17 protein-coding genes are annotated in these 18,728 nt (G+C 71.0%); 6 read left to right on the forward strand and 11 right to left on the reverse strand.

Features of this window, described 5'->3' with window-relative positions; translation table 11 throughout:
• Both ACZ7L7_RS18445 and ctaC read right to left on the reverse strand, forming a co-directional pair.
• Positions 1-306: cbb3-type cytochrome c oxidase subunit I (locus ACZ7L7_RS18445; RefSeq protein WP_472076513.1), on the reverse strand; the 306-nt coding region annotated here is incomplete at its 3' end.
• The gene (ctaC, locus tag ACZ7L7_RS18450) at positions 303-1,262 is read right to left on the reverse strand and encodes an aa3-type cytochrome oxidase subunit II (protein ID WP_285516098.1); all 960 of its coding nucleotides are present in this window, start codon (positions 1,260-1,262) and stop codon (positions 303-305) included. The genes ACZ7L7_RS18445 and ctaC, both read right to left, overlap by 4 nt.
• A gap of 266 nt (positions 1,263-1,528) precedes the next feature.
• Here ctaC and ACZ7L7_RS18455 point away from each other — a divergent pair, with 266 nt between their 5' ends.
• Positions 1,529-2,905 carry a cysteine desulfurase/sulfurtransferase TusA family protein gene (locus tag ACZ7L7_RS18455; RefSeq protein ID WP_285516097.1) on the forward strand — a complete coding sequence of 459 codons (1,377 nt, stop codon included), beginning with the start codon at positions 1,529-1,531 and terminating at the stop codon, positions 2,903-2,905.
• 8 nt (positions 2,906-2,913) lie between these two features.
• Here the strand turns inward: ACZ7L7_RS18455 and ACZ7L7_RS18460 are convergent, their stop codons facing one another.
• Positions 2,914-3,888 carry a carbohydrate kinase family protein gene (locus ACZ7L7_RS18460; protein ID WP_285516096.1) on the reverse strand — a complete coding sequence of 325 codons (975 nt, stop codon included), beginning with the start codon at positions 3,886-3,888 and terminating at the stop codon, positions 2,914-2,916.
• Between the two features lie 134 nt (positions 3,889-4,022).
• Between ACZ7L7_RS18460 and ACZ7L7_RS18465 the strand changes: the two genes are divergently transcribed.
• A complete protein-coding gene (locus tag ACZ7L7_RS18465) occupies positions 4,023-4,232 on the forward strand; it encodes a hypothetical protein (protein ID WP_261718150.1) in 210 nt (69 codons plus the stop codon).
• A gap of 94 nt (positions 4,233-4,326) precedes the next feature.
• On the forward strand, positions 4,327-5,856 hold the full coding sequence (locus ACZ7L7_RS18470; RefSeq protein WP_285516094.1) for a hypothetical protein: 1,530 nt from the start codon (positions 4,327-4,329) through the stop codon (positions 5,854-5,856).
• An 82-nt stretch (positions 5,857-5,938) separates the two neighbouring features.
• Here ACZ7L7_RS18470 and ACZ7L7_RS18475 read toward each other — a convergent pair whose 3' ends face one another.
• Positions 5,939-6,295, reverse strand: a complete 357-nt coding sequence (locus ACZ7L7_RS18475) for a HesB/IscA family protein (protein WP_004001854.1) — start codon at positions 6,293-6,295, stop codon at positions 5,939-5,941.
• Between the two features lie 324 nt (positions 6,296-6,619).
• On the opposite strand from ACZ7L7_RS18475, the gene nadA reads away from it, so the two are divergent.
• Positions 6,620-7,804: a quinolinate synthase NadA gene (gene nadA, locus ACZ7L7_RS18480; RefSeq protein ID WP_471593104.1), complete on the forward strand. Its 1,185-nt coding sequence runs from the start codon at positions 6,620-6,622 to the stop codon at positions 7,802-7,804.
• An 18-nt stretch (positions 7,805-7,822) separates the two neighbouring features.
• Here nadA and ACZ7L7_RS18485 read toward each other — a convergent pair whose 3' ends face one another.
• The 6 genes from ACZ7L7_RS18485 to ACZ7L7_RS18510 all read right to left on the reverse strand — a co-directional run bounded on the left by ACZ7L7_RS18485 (position 7,823) and on the right by ACZ7L7_RS18510 (position 16,734).
• Positions 7,823-10,063: a protein kinase domain-containing protein gene (locus ACZ7L7_RS18485; protein WP_471593105.1), complete on the reverse strand. Its 2,241-nt coding sequence runs from the start codon at positions 10,061-10,063 to the stop codon at positions 7,823-7,825.
• Between the two features lie 94 nt (positions 10,064-10,157).
• Positions 10,158-13,274 carry an efflux RND transporter permease subunit gene (locus ACZ7L7_RS18490; protein WP_471593106.1) on the reverse strand — a complete coding sequence of 1,039 codons (3,117 nt, stop codon included), beginning with the start codon at positions 13,272-13,274 and terminating at the stop codon, positions 10,158-10,160.
• Between the two features lie 133 nt (positions 13,275-13,407).
• Positions 13,408-14,091: a response regulator gene (locus ACZ7L7_RS18495; protein WP_261718154.1), complete on the reverse strand. Its 684-nt coding sequence runs from the start codon at positions 14,089-14,091 to the stop codon at positions 13,408-13,410.
• Positions 14,088-15,323, reverse strand: a complete 1,236-nt coding sequence (locus ACZ7L7_RS18500; RefSeq protein ID WP_472076517.1) for a sensor histidine kinase — start codon at positions 15,321-15,323, stop codon at positions 14,088-14,090. Before ACZ7L7_RS18500 ends, ACZ7L7_RS18495 begins: the two co-directional genes overlap by 4 nt.
• 323 nt (positions 15,324-15,646) lie before the next feature.
• Positions 15,647-15,925, reverse strand: coding sequence for a PspA-associated protein PspAA (gene pspAA / locus ACZ7L7_RS18505; protein ID WP_093718601.1), 279 nt, complete (start codon positions 15,923-15,925; stop codon positions 15,647-15,649).
• A gap of 23 nt (positions 15,926-15,948) precedes the next feature.
• Positions 15,949-16,734, reverse strand: a complete 786-nt coding sequence (locus ACZ7L7_RS18510; RefSeq protein ID WP_261718156.1) for a PspA/IM30 family protein — start codon at positions 16,732-16,734, stop codon at positions 15,949-15,951.
• A gap of 292 nt (positions 16,735-17,026) precedes the next feature.
• Here ACZ7L7_RS18510 and ACZ7L7_RS18515 point away from each other — a divergent pair, with 292 nt between their 5' ends.
• Complete coding sequence (locus tag ACZ7L7_RS18515) at positions 17,027-17,626, forward strand: DUF3043 domain-containing protein (protein WP_285516086.1); 600 nt, start codon at positions 17,027-17,029, stop codon at positions 17,624-17,626.
• Positions 17,627-17,709: 83 nt separating this feature from the next.
• Positions 17,710-18,411, forward strand: a complete 702-nt coding sequence (locus ACZ7L7_RS18520) for a class I SAM-dependent methyltransferase (RefSeq protein WP_285516085.1) — start codon at positions 17,710-17,712, stop codon at positions 18,409-18,411.
• A 107-nt stretch (positions 18,412-18,518) separates the two neighbouring features.
• On the opposite strand, the gene ACZ7L7_RS18525 is transcribed toward ACZ7L7_RS18520, so the two are convergent.
• Positions 18,519-18,728, reverse strand: a complete 210-nt coding sequence (locus ACZ7L7_RS18525) for a hypothetical protein (protein WP_285516084.1) — start codon at positions 18,726-18,728, stop codon at positions 18,519-18,521.

The following is an 18,728-nucleotide window of genomic DNA, read 5'->3' on the forward strand; positions in this document are numbered from 1 at the left end:
CAGCGGCGTCGCGAACATCAGCAGCATCACGGTGCCGTGCATCGTGAACGCCTGGTTGAACTGCTCGTTCGACATGATCTGCAGACCGGGCCGGGCGAGTTCGGCGCGCATGAAGAGCGCCATCACGCCACCGATCACGAAGAACACGAACGACGTGATGAGGTACAGCGTTCCGATCGTCTTGTGGTCAGTGGTCGTCAGCCACTTGACCACGACATTGCCGGGCTGCTTGCGCCTGACCGGCAGCTCGTCCGTGTAGTGGGACTCCGCCGCCGCGGCACCCTGGGGTTCGTTGAGGATGCTCACAGGTTGTTCGTCTCCCGGTTCTTCTCGTGGCTCGTCTGCGCGATGCCTGCGGGAACGTAACCGGTCTGCCCCTTCTTCACGAGTTCCTGAAGGTGCTGCTCGTACCGCTCCTGGGAGACGACCTTCACGTTGAACAGCATTCGGGAGTGGTCGACGCCGCAGAGCTCGGCGCACTTGCCGAGGAAGGTGCCCTCCTGGTTCGGGGTCACCTCGAAGGCGTTGGTGTGGCCGGGGATGACGTCCTGCTTCATCAGGAACGGCACCACCCAGAAGGAGTGGATGACGTCGCGCGAGGTGAGCACGAAGCGGACCCGCTTGCCCTCCGGCAGCCACAGGGTCGGACCCGGGTTGCCGGTCTGCGGGTTCTTGGTGCCCGGGATGCCGCAGTCGTAGACACCGCCGGCGTTGGCCGGGAAGTCGTCCTTGAAGCGGTTCGGGATCGCGTCCAGGTCCTTGGACTTGGTGGCGTCCCCGGTGGAACCTTCGACGTCCGCGATGTAGTTGAAGCACCAGCTCCACTGGAAGCCGACGACATTGATGGTGACGTCGGGCTTGTCCTTGAGCTCAAGGAGCTTCGACTCGTCGCGGGCGGTGAAGTAGAAGAGCACCGAGACGATGATGAGCGGGACCACCGTGTACAGAGCCTCGATGGGCATGTTGTACCGGGTCTGCGGAGGCACCTCGACCTTGGTGCGGCTGCGCCGGTGGAAGATGGCGCTCCAGATGATCAGACCCCACACCAGCACGCCGACGGCGAGCGCGGCGGCCCAGGAGCCCTGCCACAGGGAGAGGATCCGCGGAGCCTCTTCCGTGGTCGGGGTGGGCATACCAAGGCGGGGGAAGTCCTTGTATGTGCAACCGGTGGCGGTCGCCAGGACCAGGCCCGCGGTCATTGCCTGCAGCAGCTTCCGCCGCATCGGGCGCCGCGGCGAGCGGTCGGAGCCGTTGGGACTCACGTAGCGCCTTCCCGAGAGTCTCGCCCGCGCGGTTCGGCTGCGGCCTGGCCTTCTCGCTGGTCGGTCGCCGCCCTGCGTCGGGCAGGGGTTTGGATGTTTATGCGGACCAAACCCTAGCCGACGCTCTCCGAGGGTTCGCAGGGAGGGGTGCCTAGTGGGTTGGGGGTTCGCTGGATTGGCGGCTGCGGGTTTGTTGTCGCTGGTCGCGCCCACGGGGAGCCGCCGATCGGCACAGGCATGTACGTCTACGGAGCTAGCGTGGTCGTGTGTCCTATTTCGATGCCGCTTCCGGTGCCCCGCTCCATCCCGTCGCCCGTCAGGCGCTGTTGGCCTCCCTCGACGAAGGGTGGGCTGATCCCGCGCGGTTGTACCGGGAGGGGCGACGGGCCCGGATACTGCTGGACGCGGCCCGCGAGGCCGCTGCCGAGGCCGTGGGGTGCCGCCCTGACGAGCTGAGCTTCACCGCCTCGGGCACCCAGGCCGTGCAGAGCGGGATCGCGGGCGTGTTGGGCGGGCGGCGGCGGGTGGGACGTCACCTCATCGTGTCAGCCGTTGAACATTCTTCCGTGCTCCATTCGGTCGAAATCCACGAGCGGGAGGGCGGCTCGGTCAGCCGGGTGACCGTCGACCGCTCGGGAGCCGTGGACCCCGCGGCCTACGCGGAAGCCCTCCGCCCCGATACCGCGCTGGCCTGCCTTCAGTCGGCCAACCATGAGGTGGGCACCGTGCAGCCGGTGGCCGAAGTGGCCGCGCTCTGCCGGGAGGCGGGGGTGCCGCTGCTGGTGGACGCGGCGCAGTCGCTGGGGTGGGGGCCGGTCGAGGGCGACTGGTCGCTGCTGGCGGCCAGCGCCCACAAGTGGGGCGGTCCGGCCGGGGTCGGGCTGCTCGTGGTGCGCAAGGGTGTCCGGTTCGCCCCGCAAGGTCCGGTGGACGAGCGGGAGTTCGGGCGGGTCCCCGGGTTTGTGAACCTGCCGGGGATCGTGGCGGCGGCCGCCTCGCTGCGGGCGGTGCGGGCCGAGGCGGACCGGGAGGCGGCGCGGCTGCGGGAGCTGACGGAGCGGATCCGGGCGCGGGTGCCGGAACGGGTGCCGGATGTCGAGGTGGTGGGCGATCCGGTACGGCGGCTGCCCGGGATCGTCACCTTCTCCTGTCTCTATGTCGACGGGGAGGCACTGCTGCACGAGCTGGACCGGGCCGGTTTCTCCGTGTCGTCCGGATCGTCCTGTACGAGCAGCACGCTGACGCCCAGCCATGTGCTGAAGGCGATGGGGGTGCTCAGCGAGGGGAACGTCCGGGTGTCACTGCCGCTCGGGGCGGCCGAGGAGGATGTGGAGCGGTTCCTCGACGTGCTGCCGGGGGCGGTGGCCGCGGTACGGGAGAAGCTGGGCGCCCCGGCCCCTCGTACCGCCGTCGAGGAGGACGCGCTGGTGGTGGACGCGCTGGGCAAGCGGTGCCCGATCCCGGTCATCGAGCTGGCGAAGGTCATCGGCGACGTGCCCGTCGGCAGCCTCGTCCGGGTGCTCTCCGACGACGAGGCGGCCCGGCTGGACATCCCCGCGTGGTGCGAGATGCGGGGGCAGGAGTACGTCGGGGAGGAACCGGCGGACCGGGGTACCGCGTACCTGGTCCGCCGGGTGAGCTGAGGCGCGGGTCAGTTCAGGTGGCCCTGGACCTCGGCCGCGGCCTCGTCGCCGTAGGCCTTGGTGAAGCGCTCCATGAAGTGGGCGCGGCGCAGCTGGTACTCCTGGGTGCCGACGGTCTCGATGACCAGCGTGGCGAGCATGCAGCCGACCTGGGCCGCGCGCTCCAGGGAGACGCCCCAGGCGAGGCCCGACAGGAAGCCGGCGCGGAAGGCGTCGCCGACGCCGGTGGGGTCGGCCTTGCGCTCCTCCTCGGGGCAGCCGACCTCGATGACGGGCTCGCCGACGCGCTCGATCCGGACACCGCGGGAGCCGAGGGTGGTGACGCGGTGGCCGACCTTGGCCAGGATCTCCTCGTCGCTCCAGCCGGTCTTGGTCTCGATCAGGCCCTTCTCGTACTCGTTGGAGAAGAGGTAGGTCGCGCCGTCCAGCAGTATCCGGATCTCGTCGCCGTCCATGCGGGCGATCTGCTGGGAGAAGTCCGCGGCGAAGGGGATGCCGCGGGTGCGGCACTCCTCGGTGTGGCGGAGCATCGCCTCGGGGTCGTCGGCGCCGATGAGGACCAGGTCGAGGCCGCCGACGCGGTCCGCGACGGTCTTCAGCTCGATCAGCCGGGCCTCGCTCATGGCACCGGTGTAGAAGGAGCCGATCTGGTTGTGGTCGGCGTCGGTGGTGCACACGAAGCGGGCCGTGTGCAGGGTCTCGGAGATGCGCACCGACTCGGTGTCCACGCCGTGCCGGTCCAGCCAGGCGCGGTACTCGTCGAAGTCGAAGCCCGCGGCGCCGGCCAGGATCGGGCGGGTGCCGAGCTGTCCCATGCCGAAGGCGATGTTCGCGCCGACGCCGCCCCGGCGGACGTCCAGGTTGTCGACCAGGAAGGACAGCGAGACCGTGTGCAGCTGGTCCGCGACGAGCTGGTCGGCGAAGCGGCCGGGGAAGGTCATGAGGTGGTCGGTGGCGATGGAGCCGGTGACTGCGATGCGCACGGCTGGGAATCTCCTGCACTGCGGCGGCGGATTGACAGTTAACGCTACTAGGTTTCGGGCACCGCTCAGAAGCGGCCAAAACTACCTGATAGTAGATCTTTCTTGGCGGCCCGGGACGTGCTTACGGTTCGGCTATGACGAAACTCAAGGCTCCGCTTCCCGTCACGGCGGACACGGACGGCGACCTCGCGTCGCTGCGCGGCGACTGCGCCCGGATGGCTCCGCACTGGCACGCTCCCGACCGGGTCGCCGCACACCCGGTCTCCCCCTCGCTGATCCACGGGGTGGAGGTACCGACCGCCTACGCGCGGCTGCTGGACGCCATGTCGGACTACGGCGACTGACCGGACCGCCCGACGGGAACCGCGGGCTCGTCTGTCGCGTCCCATCGACGTCCCCCGGAAAGGGGATGCGGGATACGACTCAAGGAGCGATGCGGTGAACACCGAGCGACCCGGGAACGACGACGCGGCCGAGCCCGACGCCGTCGGGGCCGAAGAGAAGACGGAGCCCGGCGAGGGCTCCGGTCCGGGGCGACGCCGGTCCCCGGTGGTCATCGCCTCCGTCGCCGCCGCCGTTCTGCTCGTCGGTGGCGGCGGGGCCTACCTCGCCGCCACCGCCGCCTCCTCGGACGGCTCCGGCGGCGGTGCGTCCGCGGGCAAGTCCGGTGACACTCCCCCGCCGCTCGCCCTGGACGGGTACTCCGAGGAGTCCGGCCCCGGGATCGCGCCCGGGGAGCCGAACCCGTACGGCACCTCCTTCCGGGCGGACGGCCCGCTCCCGAAGGGGCCCGGTTCCGCGCCGGTCCATTACGCCCGGGGCCAGGTCACCGAGGACGAGGTGGCGCGGCTGGCGAAGGCGCTCGGGGTGGACGGGAAGCCCGTGCTGAGCGGACAGACCTGGCGGATCGGCGGCCAGGACGGCTCGGGGCCCTCGCTCCAGGTGAACCGGCAGGCGCCGGGGACCTGGACCTTCCAGCGGTACGCGCCGGGCGGCGACAACTGCACGGGGACGACGACGTGCGACAAGAAGCCCACCGGCAGGGCCGGCGACCCGGTGAGCGAGGCGGCGGCGAAGCAGGCAGCCGCGCCGGTGCTGAAGGCGGTCGGGCAGGACGACGCCAAGCTGGACGCGAGCCAGGTCACGGGCGCCGAGCGGGTGGTGAACGCCGATCCGGTGATCGGCGGGCTGCCCACCTACGGCTGGACGACCGGGGTGCGGATCGGCGCGCAGGGTGACGTGGTCGGCGGCAGCGGGCAGCTGAAGGCGCCGGTCGAGGGCGACACGTATCCCGTGCTGAGCGCGGAGAAGACCGTGGAGCGGATGAACGAGGCACCGGGGCAGGACCCGCGGTCGGGCATCGCCGGCTGCGCCAGCCCGGTGCCGCTGGAGGACGGGGAGACCTGCGGGGAGCAGGACAAGCCCGGCAAGCAGGAGACCATCGAGGTCGAGAAGGCCGTCTTCGGGCTCGCCGCGCACTATGTGGACGCCAAGCAGGCGCTGGTGCCGTCCTGGCTGTTCCAGGTCCGCGCGCCGGGCGCGCAGGACAGCTTCACAGTGACCCATCCTGCCGTGGACCCGAAGTTCCTGGCCTCGCCGACGGCGTCCGACGGCCCCACCGAGAAGCCGAGCCCGCGGCCCACCGGCCCGGACTCGGGGCAGACCACGAACACCGTGGGCGTCCAGGGCTACACCGCCGAGGGCAAGGAGCTGACGGTGTACTTCACCGGCGGGGTCTGCGCCGACTACGACGTCAGCGTCAAGGAGAGCGGCGACAGGGTGACGGTCACGGTGACCGAGACGCCGTGGCCGGACAAGGTCTGCATCCTGATCGCCAAGGTCTACGACCGCACGGTCCCGCTCGACAAGCCGCTCGGCGACCGCGAGGTCGTGGACGCGGACGGCGCGAAGGTCCCGTGGGAGAAGCCGGGCGCCCGGCTGCCGGACACCGCCAAGGCACCCCAGTAGGAGCCCGGACACACGAAGGCGGCGACCCCCGTGGAGGGATCGCCGCCTTCGTCGTAAGACCTTCGGGCCGGGCCCGAACGGCTTAGCTGAACGAGTCGCCGCAGGCGCAGGAGCCGGTGGCGTTCGGGTTGTCGATCGTGAAGCCCTGCTTCTCGATGGTGTCGACGAAGTCGATGGTGGCGCCGCCGAGGTAGGGGGCGCTCATGCGGTCGGTGACGACCTTCACGCCGCCGAAGTCCTTCTCCACGTCGCCGTCGAGGGAGCGCTCGTCGAAGAAGAGCTGGTAGCGCAGGCCGGAGCAGCCACCGGGCTGGACGGCGACACGCAGGGCGAGGTCGTCACGGCCTTCCTGGTCGAGCAGGGCCTTGACCTTGGACGCGGCGGCGTCGGTCAGGACGATGCCGTCGGTGACGGTGCTGGTCTCGTCCGATACGGACATCTACATCTCTCCCGGGTTGTACGGAGACTGCTTGCCGACGGTTGTAACCGGCGCGGCGGCGGATTCATTCCGGACCGGGCGCGTGTCTTACCGGTTCGTGCGGTTGCTTCCTCATGCTCGCACACGGCCCGGGGAGCGGAAAACGGCCCTTTCGGGAATGAAAGACCGCTCACAGGGATTCACGTCACATGGACGCTATGCCCATCGTCAAACTGACGTGAAGCGGTTATGATAGATAGCGTCATTTCGACGAAAAGCCAGATGGTGACCCCGCCGCCCGGACCACACCGGACGGCGAGCCGCAGAACAGAAAGGGTGCGTGTCGTGACCACCGCCCAGACCCAGGAGCTCGACGTACAGCCGACGCCCCTCGCCCTGCTGCTCCTCGGCCGGGAGGCCGACCCGAAGAGCGAGCGCGGTGTGGAGTGCCCCGGTGACCTGCCCTCGCCGTCCGACCCGGACCTGGTGGAGCGCGCCCGCGCGGCCAAGGCGAAGCTCGGCGACAAGGTCTTCGTGCTCGGCCACCACTACCAGCGCGACGAGGTCATCCAGTTCGCGGACGTCACCGGCGACTCCTTCAAGCTGGCCCGGGACGCGGCCGCCCGCCCGGAGGCCGAGTACATCGTCTTCTGCGGTGTGCACTTCATGGCCGAGTCGGCGGACATCCTGACCTCCGACGACCAGAAGGTCGTCCTGCCCGACCTCGCCGCCGGCTGCTCGATGGCCGACATGGCGACCGCCGAGCAGGTCGCCGAGTGCTGGGACGTGCTCACCGAGGCCGGGATAGCCGAGCAGGTCGTCCCGGTGTCGTACATGAACTCCTCGGCCGACATCAAGGCGTTCACCGGCAAGCACGGCGGCCTGATCTGTACCTCCTCCAACGCCGAGCGCGCCCTGGAGTGGGCCTTCGAACAGGGCGAGAAGGTCCTCTTCCTGCCCGACCAGCACCTGGGCCGCAACACCGCGGTGCGGGACATGGGGATGTCGCTGGACGACTGCGTCGTCTACAACCCGCACAAGCCGAACGGCGGTCTGACCGCCGAGGAGCTGCGCGCCGCGAAGATGATCCTGTGGCGCGGCCACTGCTCGGTGCACGGCCGGTTCAACATGGACTCGGTCAACGACGTGCGCGAGCGCATCCCGGGCGTCAACGTCCTGGTGCACCCCGAGTGCAAGCACGAGGTCGTGGCCGCCGCCGACTACGTCGGCTCGACGGAGTACATCATCAAGACGCTGGAGGCGGCCCCGGCCGGCTCGAAGTGGGCCATCGGCACCGAGCTGAACCTGGTCCGCCGCCTGGCCAACCGGTTCGCGCCGGAGGGCAAGGAGATCGTCTTCCTGGACAGGACGGTCTGCTTCTGCTCGACCATGAACCGCATCGACCTCCCGCACCTGGTCTGGGCGCTGGAGTCGCTGGCCGAGGGCAAGCTCGTCAACCGCATCGAGGTCGACAAGGAGACCGAGGCGTTCGCGAAGCTGGCCCTGGAGCGGATGCTCGCCCTGCCATAACCCGCGGACCCGGCACGCTCACCCCGACACGGGCTTCCGGTCGGGGTGGGCCGGGTCGAGGGAGAAGACGTCGCCGTCGGGGGTGTTGACCACCACGGCGCCCCGGTCCAGCAGCACCCTGGGCACCTGCCAGGTCGACGTCACCCGCTCGGCGCGCGGCAGGGTCTCCCACAGCAGTTCGCCGTTCCCGGCGTCGAGGGCGGCGACCCGGCCGCTGACGCTGGCCATGTAGACCACCTGGTTGCGCGGGTCGTGGGTGACACCGCTCGGCTCCTCCAGGCTCGTCGGGGTCCGCCACAGCTTCTTCCCGGTCTCCGCCGACACGGCCGTGACCCGGCCGGAGGTTCCGGTGAACCACAAAGTGCCGCCCGAGAGCGTGACATTGCCCTCGAACCGCTCGGCCAGCTTCGTCGTCGTGGTCCTGCCGCTCTCCGGGTCCACCCGCCGGATCCGGGAGAACGGTCCCGTGTCACCGGTCGCCGGGTTTCCCTCCTCGTCCTCGGCCGGGTCCAGGATGAGCAGCCGGCCGTCCAGCGTCCCGACCGGGGTGCCCTCCGAGGGCACCGTGACCCGCTGCTCCTTGCCGTCCTCCGGGTCGAAGCGCACCAGCAGCGCCTGCTCGGCGGGCGCGTTTCCCGGTCCGCAGGTCAGGAACGGCCCGTCGACGAGGTTCAGCAGACCGCAGTACAGGTCCTTCGGCAGCGGAGCCGTCCAGCGCTCGTCGCCGGTGCGCGGCGAGCGGGCGGTGACGGTGCTCCCGTCGCCCTCCGGGACGACGACCAGGTCGTCCGCGAGGTACGCGCCGTCCGTCCAGCGGGGGTTGACCTCACGGTGCCACAGCCGCTTGCCCGTCTTGGTGTCGAGGGCGACGACCGTGGCCACATGCTCGCCCCCGGTGGGCTCGGGGAAGTACTTCTGCTGCACCAGCAGCGCGTCGTCCGCCGTCCCCAGCAGCGTGTACTCGTAGCTCCCTTCGCCGGTGCCGGGCGGCGCCACCCCGGCACGCCAGTCGACCCGCCCGGTGAGCCCGTCGATACGCATCGGGAGCACTCCGGCGCCCGCGCAGTAGACGGCGCTGCGGTGCACACGGCACTGCGGGGCGTCGGACTGGTAGTCGGCGACCGTCCGCCCCTTGCGCACCCCGCGCTCGGCGGTGGCGTGCACCGTCGTCTGCCAGGGCTGCCAGCCGTCCGGCAGGACCGCCCAGCGGGAGGAGGCGGCCGCCTCCTCGCTCACCGTGCCCCCGTCGCCCTCACCCTCGACCTCCGCCCAGCCCGGGACGGTCAGCAGATACGCCGTCAGGGCCAGCACCACCGCACCGGTCGCGGCCGGCGCCGGCCGCAGCCGCCGGTGTCGGCGGGCGGGAGCGGTGAACGGCGGGGCGCCGGTGTCGGACTCGTGCGGCAGGCCGCCGCCGGGTGTCACCGTCGGCAGGTCGTCGGCCGGGTCCTCCTCGGGCAGCAGCCGGGCGAACTCCTGGGCGAGGTGGTCGAGTCCGGGCCGCTCCGCGGGGTCCTTGGCGAGACACCGCTCCAGGACCGAGCGCAGCGGCTGTCGTACGCCGTCCAGGACCGGCTCGTCGTGGACCACCCGGTACGCCGTCAGATAAGGGCTGTCCGCGTCGAACGGACCCCGGCCGGTCAGGGTGTACGTCAGCAGCGCGCCGAGGGAGAAGACATCGGAAGGCGGTCCCACCGAGCGGGCGTCCGTCAGCTGTTCCGGGGACATGAACGGCGGGGTGCCGATCATCTGGCCGGTCTCGGTGAGCGGGAGGTTCTCCGCGGCCCGGGAAATACCGAAGTCGATGACCCGGGGGCCGTCGTCGGCGAGCAGGACATTGGCCGGTTTCAGGTCCCGGTGAACCACCCCGGCCCGGTGGATGTCGCGCAGCGCCTCCACCAGACCCAGCGCCAGGCGCCGCAGCCGCTCCTCGGGCAGCGGGCCCAGCTCGCGGATGCGGGAGGCCAGCGAGCGGCCGGGCACGTACTGCGTGGCCATCCACGGGCGGTCCGCCTCCGGATCGGCGTCCACCACGGGTGCGGTGAAGGCGCCGCTCACCTTGCGGACGGCCTCGATCTCCTGCCGGAACCGGGTACGGAAGACGGCGTCCGCCGCGTACTGGGCGTGCACCACCTTGACCGCGACATCGCGCCCGGAGCGGGCCCTGCCCCGGTAGACGACGCCCATGCCGCCGGCACCCAGCCGGTCGACGAGCCGGTACCCGCCGAGCGACTTCGGATCGTCCTTGTGCAGCGGCACTCCCCGATCCCTCTCCCCCGTGTGTCGGTTGGGACCACAGAATACGGCCGGGTCCCGTACCTGCGTGTACGGGACCCGGCCGTGCGGTGCTGCGTCAGACGCCCGCGGGCTCCGGCTCGTCGGAGGCGGCCGGGGCGGGCACGCCCGCCTTCTTCAGCCGCTTCGCCGCGCGCTTCTTCGCCCGGCGCTCCTTGCGCAGCTCCAGCATGGCGTAGAGCGTCGGGACGAGGAGCAGGGTGAGCAGCGTCGAGGTGATCAGACCGCCGATCACCACCACCGCCAGCGGCTGGGCGATGAAGCCGCCCTCGCCGGTGACGCCGAGCGCCATCGGAAGCAGGGCGAAGATCGTCGCCAGGGCGGTCATCAGGATCGGGCGCAGCCGGTGGCGGCCGCCCTCGATCACGGCCTCGACCACGCCGTAGCCCTGCCCGCGGTACTGGTTGATGAGGTCGATCAGCACGATCGCGTTGGTCACCACGATGCCGATCAGCATCAGCATGCCGATCATCGCGGGGACGCCCATCGGGGTGCCGGTGAGGACCAGCAGGCCGATCGCGCCGGTGGCCGCGAACGGGATGGAGACCAGCAGGATCAGCGGCTGGGCCAGCGAGCGGAAGGTCGCGACCAGCAGCATGAAGACGATCGCGATGGCCGCCAGCATGGCCAGGCCCAGGTTGGCGAAGGCCTCGTCCTGGTCCTCGGAGACCCCGCCGATCTCGGCCGTCGCGCCCTCGGGCAGGTCCAGGCCGTTGATCGTGGACTGCAGGTCGGCGCTGACCGCGCCGGTGTTGTCACCGGTCGGCTTGGCCGTGATGGTCGCGGCGCGCTGCCCGTCGATCCGGGTCATCGACACCGGTCCGTCGACCAGCTTCACGGTGGCCACGTCGGACAGCTTCACCGGGCCGAGGCGCAGGGCCTTGAGCTCGGCGAGCGTCTCGGCGGGCTTGGCCGAGCGGATGACGATGTCGCGCTCGGCGTCGTCCAGGGTGGCGCGTGCGGCGGTGGTGCCGCGGACGGCCTGGGCGACGGCCGCGCCGAGGGTGGCGTCGTCGAAACCGGCGGCCGCGGCCTTGTCGTTGGCCTTGACCGAGATACGCGGCACGCTCTGGGAGAGGTCGCTGGTGACGTCGGTGACGTCGTCCAGGTCGGCCACGGCCTTGCGGACGTCCTCCGCGGCCTCGCGCAGGACGTCGGCGTCGGCGGCCTTGACGACCACGCTGAGGTCCTGGTTGCCGAAGCCGTCACCGGCGGCGATGGTCGTGGTGCCGATGCCGTCGAGCTTCTTCAGCCCGGCCTCGATGCGGTCGATGACGTCGTCGGAGGAGGCGGAGTCCTCCAGCATCACCGAGTAGGACGCCTGGTTGGTGTCCGTGCCGCCGCCGAAGGCCGCCATGAAGCCGGACGAGCCGATGGTGACCTGGAAGTCCTTGACGCCCTCGGTCTCGCCGAGGAGCTTCTCGACCTTCCTCGCCTGGGCGTCGGTCGCCGCCAGGCTGGTGCCGGGCTTGAGCTCCTGCTTGACGGTGAGGACCTCCTGCTCGCCCTGGTCGAAGAAGTTCGTCTTCAGCAGCGGCGCCATGCCGAAGGTGCCGAGCAGGACGACGACCGCGAGGGCCACGCTGGTCAGCCGGCGCCGGGTGGCGAACCGCAGGACCGGCACGTACAGACGCTGCAGACGGCTCCTGGCCTCCTTCTCCTCGGCGGCACGGCGGGCCTCCTCGGCGTCCTCGGGGGTGCCCTTCGGGGGCCGCAGGAACCAGTACGACAGCACCGGCACGACCGTCAGCGACACCAGCAGGGAGGCCAGCAGCGCGGCGGTGACGGTGAGGCTGAACGAGCCGAACAGCTCGCCCACCATGCCGCCGACCAGGCCGATCGGCAGGAAGACGGCGACCGTGGTGAGCGTCGAGGACGTCACCGCGCCCGCCACCTCGCGGACCGCCTTGAAGATGGCCTGCTCGCGCTCCTCGCCGTAGCCGAGGTGGCGCTTGATGTTCTCCAGGACCACGATCGAGTCGTCCACGACCCGGCCGATGGCGATGGTCAGGGCGCCCAGCGTGAGCATGTTCAGGGACAGGTCCCGGGTCCACAGCACGATCAGCGCGAGGACCACGGACAGCGGGATGGACACCGCCGTCACCAGCGTGGAGCGGACGGACGCCAGGAAGACCAGGATGACCAGGACCGCGAAGAGCAGGCCGAGCGCGCCCTCGGTGGTCAGGCCGTCGATGGCCTTCGCGACCGCCGGGCCCTGGTCGCTGACGACGGTCACCTCGGCACCGGCGCCGAGGTCGGCGCGCAGCTGCGGGAGCTTGTCCTCGACGGCGTCGGAGATGGCGACCGCGCTGCCGTCGCGGTCCATGGTGACCATGACCGCGAGGCTCGGCTCGCCGTTGGTGCGGGTCAGCGAGTCGGCCGGGGCCTCCTCCTGCTTCACGTCCGCGACATCGGCGAGGCGGACCGGCTTCTTCTCGCCCTTGATCCGCAGGTTCTCGATCTGCTCCAGCGAGGTGAAGCCGCCGCCGACCTGGACGGTGCGGTTGGCGCCCGCCTCGTCGAAGGAGCCGGCCGGCACGGTCGCGCCGCCCGCCTGGAGGGCCTGGGCGAGGGACTGCGCGGTCAGCCCGGCCGCGGCCAGCTTCGGCTCGTCGGGGGTGACGGTGACCTGGAGGTCGCGCACCCCGTCGACGGTGACCTGGCCGACGCCGTCGATGTCCTTCAGCGCCGGGACGACCGTGGTGTCGAGCTGGTCGGCCAGCGCCTGCTGGTCCTTGTCGGCGGTGACGGCGAGCACCACGGTCGGCATGTCGTCCGTGGACCCGGCGATGACCTGCGGGTCGACAGCGTCCGGGAGCTGTGCGCGGGCCCGGTTCACGGCCTGCTGGACGTCGGCGACGAGCTGCTGGGTGTTGTTGCCGTAGTCGAAGGACGCCATGATCAGGGCGTTACCCTCGCTGGCGGTGGAGGTGACGCCGGTGATGCCGTCGACGCCTTCGAGGCTGTCCTCGATGGGCTCGACGACCTGCTTCTCCACCACGTCCGGGGAGGCGCCCTGGTAGGGCGCGAGCACCGACACCATGGGCAGTTCGATGGACGGCAGCAACTGCTGCTTGAGCTGGGGTATCGCGATCGCTCCGAAGGCGAGCGCGATGATCGACACGAGCCCGATCAGGGCGCGTTGCGCGAGGCTGAATCTGGACAGCCAGGACATGGGATCAGGGTCTCTCTTCTGTTGAGACGAGCGGCGCCTTAAACCCTGATCCATCCGGAACCCCTGATTCGTAGGCCCGAGGTCCCGTTTCCTTATCCCGCGCCTACTCCACTCGCAGTACGCCCGGCCGCCCTCACTCCACCCTTGGACGGACCAGCCCGGACTCGTAGGCGATCACCACGAGCTGCGCCCTGTCCCGTGCGCCCAGTTTGGCCATGGCCCGGTTGACGTGCGTCTTCACGGTGAGCGGGCTGACTTCCAGGCGCTCGGCGATCTCGTCGTTGGAGTGGCCGGCCGCGACCTGCACCAGCACCTCCCGCTCCCGCACGGTCAGCGCGGCCAGCCGCTCGGAGCGGACCGGGTCAGCGTCCTCGTCGCCCGTGTCGCCCTGGGCGAGGAAGCGGGCGATCAGGCCCTTGGTGGCGGCCGGGGAGAGCAGTGCCTCGCCGCCCGCGGCGACCCGGATGGCGTTGAGGAGTTCGTCGGGCTCGGAGCCCTTGCCGAGGAAGCCGGAGGCCCCGGCGCGCAGCGACTGCACGACGTAGTCGTCGACCTCGAAGGTGGTCAGGATGACCACGCGGACCTGGGCGAGGGACGGGTCGGCGCTGATCAGACGGGTGGCGGCGAGGCCGTCGGTGCCGGGCATCCGGATGTCCATCAGGACCACGTCGGCGCGCTGCTCCTTGGCCAGTTGCACCGCCTCGGCGCCGTCGGAGGCCTCGCCGACGACCTCCATGTCGGGCTCGGAGTCGACCAGGACGCGGAAGGCGCTGCGCAGCAGCGCCTGGTCGTCGGCGAGCAGGACGCGGATGGTCATACGGTCTCCCCCGGTTCTCCCGTGGCGGTGGCGGTACGGGTCCTGACCGGCAGGATCGCATGGACACGGAAGCCGCCGCCGTAGCGGGGGCCGGTGGTGAGAGTGCCGCGCAGGGCGGTGACGCGTTCGCGCATGCCGAGCAGCCCGTGGCCGCCGCCGGAGTTCGGGGCCGTGTCGTCGGGGGTGCCGTTGTCGAGGACGGTGATCTCCATATGGGGTCCCACCCGGACGACGCTGACCTCGGCCTTCGCCGAGTTGCCGGCGTGCTTCTGGACGTTGGTGAGGGCTTCCTGGATGACCCGGTACGCGGCGAGGTCGACGGCGGCGGGGAGGGTGGTGCCCTGGTCGGCGCGGGCCACCTCGACCTGGAGTCCGGCGCTGCGGAAGGTGCCGACCAGTTCGTCGAGGAGGTCCAGGCCGGGCGCGGGTTCGGTGGGGGCCTCCGGGTCGCCGGACTGGCGCAGCAGGCCGACGGTGGCGCGCAGTTCGTTCAGCGCGGAGCGGCTGGCCTCGCGGACGTGGGAGAGGGCCTCCTTGGCCTGGTCGGGGCGCTTGTCCATGACGTGGGCGGCGACTCCGGCCTGCACATTGACCAGGGCGATGTGGTGGGCGACCACGTCGTGCAGGTCGCGGGCGATGCGCAGGCGTTCCTCGGCGACCCGGCGGCGGGCCTCCTCCTCACGGGTGCGCTCGGCGCGTTCGGCGCGCTCCTTGATGGCGTCGACGAAGGCGCGGCGGCTGCGGATGGCGTCGCCGGCGGTGGCGGCCATGCCGGTCCAGGCGAAGATCGCGAGGTTCTCCTGGGCGTACCAGGGCAGCGGGCCCGCGAGCATGGCGGCGCCGGTCAGCACCGTCATGGTGAGCAGGCCGATGCGCCAGGTGGTGGGACGGTCGGTGGTGGACGCGACGGTGTAGAGCGCGATGACCGCGGACATGGCGACGGGGGCGCGGGGGTCGTCGCCGGTGACGCTCTCGATCACGGAGAGGGTGCCGGTGACGGCGAGCACGGTTCTGGGGGCGCGGCGGCGGAAGACGAGGGCGGTGGCGCCGAGGGTGATGAGGGTGAGGCTGGCGAGGTCGGGGGTGCGCAGGGTCCAGGTGACGCCGTCCTGGCTGTGCGGGTCCACGAACGAGCCGGCGACCATGCAGACCAGGACGGCGGCGGCGAGGGCCGCGTCCAGGGCCATGGGGTGCGCTTTGAGATGGGCTCGGGCGCGGTCGAGGGTGTTCACGGCTGTTTACGGTAGCCGGGGTGGGGGTCGGTGCGAATGGTGCCCGGCGCCGGGGCTGGGGTGGGGGTGGGTCGCGCAGCCCGGCGCGTGCGGGGTGCCGCGGCGGGGCGGGCTTCGCTTGCCCGCGCTTGCGGGGTGCCGCGGCGGGGCGGGCTTCGCTTGCCCGCGCTTGCGGGGTGCCTCCCCCAGAGGGGGGACCCCCAGCCCACCCGTGCCGCCTGGGGGTCCCCCCTCTGGGGGAGGCACGACTGCCCGCAGCTACGCGGATATGGCGGTACCGGCTGCCCGCAGCTACGGCGATCGCGCGGCACCGGCTGCTCGGCTCACCCCGGGATCAGGCCGTCGTCGCTCAGGAGTTCCTGGACCTCTTCCAGGGTGGCGTCCGGGGACGGGAGGATGAGGTCCGAGGGTTCCAGGGCGTCGTCGGGGAGGGGGTCGCCCAGCTCGCGGACCTTGGTGAGGAGGGCCTGGAGAGTACGGCGGAAGCCGGGGCCGTCGCCGTTCTCCATCTCGGCCAGAAGCTCGTCGTCCAGCTTGTTGAGCTCGGTGAGGTGGCTGTCGGCCAGCCTCACCTGTCCCTCCCCCATGATCCGTACGATCATGTCGCCCTCCTAGGCGTGGGCCCCTACTGCTTGTCGAAGCGCGGGGTGTCCTGCGGCTGCTGCTGGGGCTGGGACTGGCCGGTGCCGCCCTCGATGGCCTGCTGCTGCCCCGAGGTGCCCCCGGCCAGCTCCGCCTTCATGCGCTGAAGCTCCAGCTCTACATCCGTACCACCGGAGAGCCGGTCCAGCTCGGCCTGGATGTCGTCCTTGTGCATGCCGGACTGGTCGTCGAGGGCACCGGAGGCGAGCAGTTCGTCGATGGCGCCGGCGCGGGCCTGGAGCTGCGCGGTCTTGTCCTCGGCACGCTGGATCGCAAGGCCGACGTCGCCCATCTCCTCGGAGATGCCGGAGAACGCCTCGCCGATCCGGGTCTGCGCCTGGGCCGCGGTGTAGGTGGCCTTGATGGTCTCCTTCTTCGTACGGAAGGCGTCCACCTTGGCCTGGAGCCGCTGCGCCGCGAGGGTGAGCTTCTCCTCCTCGCCCTGGAGGGTGGCGTGCTGGGTCTCCAGGTCGGTCACCTGCTGCTGGAGCGCGGCCCGCCGGGACAGCGCCTCGCGGGCCAGGTCCTCGCGGCCCAGCGCCAGCGCCTTGCGGCCCTGGTCCTCCAGCTTGGACGACTGCGACTGGAGCTGGTTGAGCTGCAGTTCCAGGCGCTTGCGGCTGGTCGCCACGTCGGCGACACCGCGGCGCACCTTCTGGAGCAGTTCCAGCTGCTTCTGGTACGAGTAATCGAGGGTTTCGCGCGGGTCCTCGGCCCGGTCAAGGGCCTTGTTCGCCTTCGCGCGGAAGATCATCCCCATACGCTTCATGACACCGCTCATGGGCTTCGCGCGCCCCCTTCTGACGGACTCCAGCTCCAGCTCCTGCGACAGAACCCACAGTACGGGCCCTGCATCCATTACCGCACTGTTCGGGGACGGATGCGCTCATCCCCAAGGACGACTGACGGCGTCCGGGCTCCGGCGTAAGGAGTAGGTGCTCCCCGGGGTTCCCCGAAACGCTGGCAACGTCCCCTCTGTCCCTTACAGGACGACTGGTGTTGCCGATTCGTTCCCCACCGGGCTGGGGTCCATGCGTGCGGACCCCGTACCCTTGGGTTTTGTGTTCCGTAGCCGTGCCAAGGAAGAGAAGGCACCTGCCGCCGACAAGGCGCCGGTGAACTTCTCCAAGCAGCCCCGCGACCCGCAGGCCCCGAAGGGCAGGCCCACGCCCAAGCGCAGTGAGGCCCAGTCCCAGCGCCGCAGCGTCGCCAATACGCCCACCACCCGCAAGGAGGCGGCCAAGCGCAGCCGGGAGGAGCGCCGGCAGGCGCTGGCCCGTCAGCGCGAGGCGCTGGCCAACGGCGACGAGCGGTACCTGCCCGTACGGGACAAGGGTCCGGTGCGCCGTTTCGCCCGTGACTTCGTCGACTCGCGCCTGAACATCGCGGAGTTCTTCCTCCCGATGGCCGTGATCATCCTCGTGCTGAGCATCACGCCGTCGCAGGCCGTCAAGAGCATCTCGCTGCTGATGTGGCTGGTCGTGATCGTGCTGATCGTGCTCGACTCGATCGTCACCGGCTTCCGGCTGAAGAAGCAGCTCAAGGAGCGCTACCCGGACGAGAACAAGCGTGGCGCGGTCGCCTACGCCCTGATGCGCTCGCTCCAGATGCGACGGCTCCGGCTGCCCAAGCCGCAGGTCAAGCGCGGGGAGCGGCCCTGAGCACGACGCCGTTCTCCGGGGGCGCGGCGGATGCCTGGCTGAGCAAGCTGGGCGGACTGCGGGATGTCGTACGACAGGAGCTGGTGGCCCGGCAGCTCGACGAGCAGATAGTCGGCCGTTACCCGGTGGGGCGGCGGCTGCGCATCCTCGACGTGGGGATGGGGCAGGGCACGCAGGCGCTGCGGCTGGCACGGGCCGGTCATCAGGTGACCGGTCTGGAGCAGGACGCGACGATGATCGCCGCGGCTCGGGAGTCGCTGGCGTCCGAGCCGGTCGGCATCCGGGAGCGGATGCGGATCATCGAGGGGGACGGCCGGGACACCGGTGTGCACTTCCTGCCGGGCAGCTTCGACGTGGTGCTCTGCCACGGCGTGCTGATGTACGTCGAGGAGCCCGACCCGCTGCTGGCGGGTCTGGCGCGGATGCTCGCCCCGGGCGGGCTGCTGTCGCTGCTGGTCCGCAACGGCGACGCGCTGGCGATGCGGCCCGGTCTGTCCGGCGACTGGGCCGGGGCGCTGGCCTCCTTCGACACCACCGCCTACCGCAACCGGCTGGGCCTGGACGTCCGGGCGGACCGGCTGGCCACGCTGAAGGCGACGCTCGCCGGGATCGGCGCCCCGCTGCACACCTGGTACGGCGTGCGGGTGTTCACCGACACCGCGGCGGACGGCGCCGAGATCCCCGCCGACCTGGAGAGTCTGCTGGCCGTGGAGGAGCGGGCGGGCCGCACGGACCCGTACCGGGGGGTCGCGGCGCTGCTGCACCTGTGCGGGGTGCGGGGCTGAGGCCGTCAAAGCCCACCGGCTGAGCCCGGTCGGGCAGTGGGAAGGGGCGGCGGTACGTGAATCACGTACCGCCGCCCCTTCCCGTACCGCTGTGCCGCTGTGCCGCGCTACTCGTCGGCGTGCAGGCTCATGGGGCCGTAGATCTCGGTGGCGTCCTCGAACAGACGTACCTGGTCCACGCCTCCGGCGAGCAGGTCCTTCCACACCTCACCGATCCAGGACTCGGCGTCGCCCTGTGTCGAGAACTCCTCGGGCTCCACCGCGGGCGCGGTCTCGGTCCCGTCGGACTTCTCGAACCGCCACGTCCATGTCGCCAT

The sequence above is a fragment of the Streptomyces sp. NPDC110618 genome, from assembly GCF_055657065.1.

Coding starts and splice junctions, on each gene's coding strand:
- ACZ7L7_RS18465 (WP_261718150.1), top strand. CDS start 4,023: ATGACGAAACTCAAGGCTCCGCTTCCCGTCACGGCGGACACGGACGGC.
- ACZ7L7_RS18475 (WP_004001854.1), bottom strand. CDS start 6,295: ATGTCCGTATCGGACGAGACCAGCACCGTCACCGACGGCATCGTCCTG.
- ACZ7L7_RS18490 (WP_471593106.1), bottom strand. CDS start 13,274: ATGTCCTGGCTGTCCAGATTCAGCCTCGCGCAACGCGCCCTGATCGGG.
- ACZ7L7_RS18495 (WP_261718154.1), bottom strand. CDS start 14,091: ATGACCATCCGCGTCCTGCTCGCCGACGACCAGGCGCTGCTGCGCAGC.
- pspAA (WP_093718601.1), bottom strand. CDS start 15,925: ATGATCGTACGGATCATGGGGGAGGGACAGGTGAGGCTGGCCGACAGC.
- ACZ7L7_RS18510 (WP_261718156.1), bottom strand. CDS start 16,734: ATGAAGCGTATGGGGATGATCTTCCGCGCGAAGGCGAACAAGGCCCTT.
- ACZ7L7_RS18525 (WP_285516084.1), bottom strand. CDS start 18,728: ATGGCGACATGGACGTGGCGGTTCGAGAAGTCCGACGGGACCGAGACC.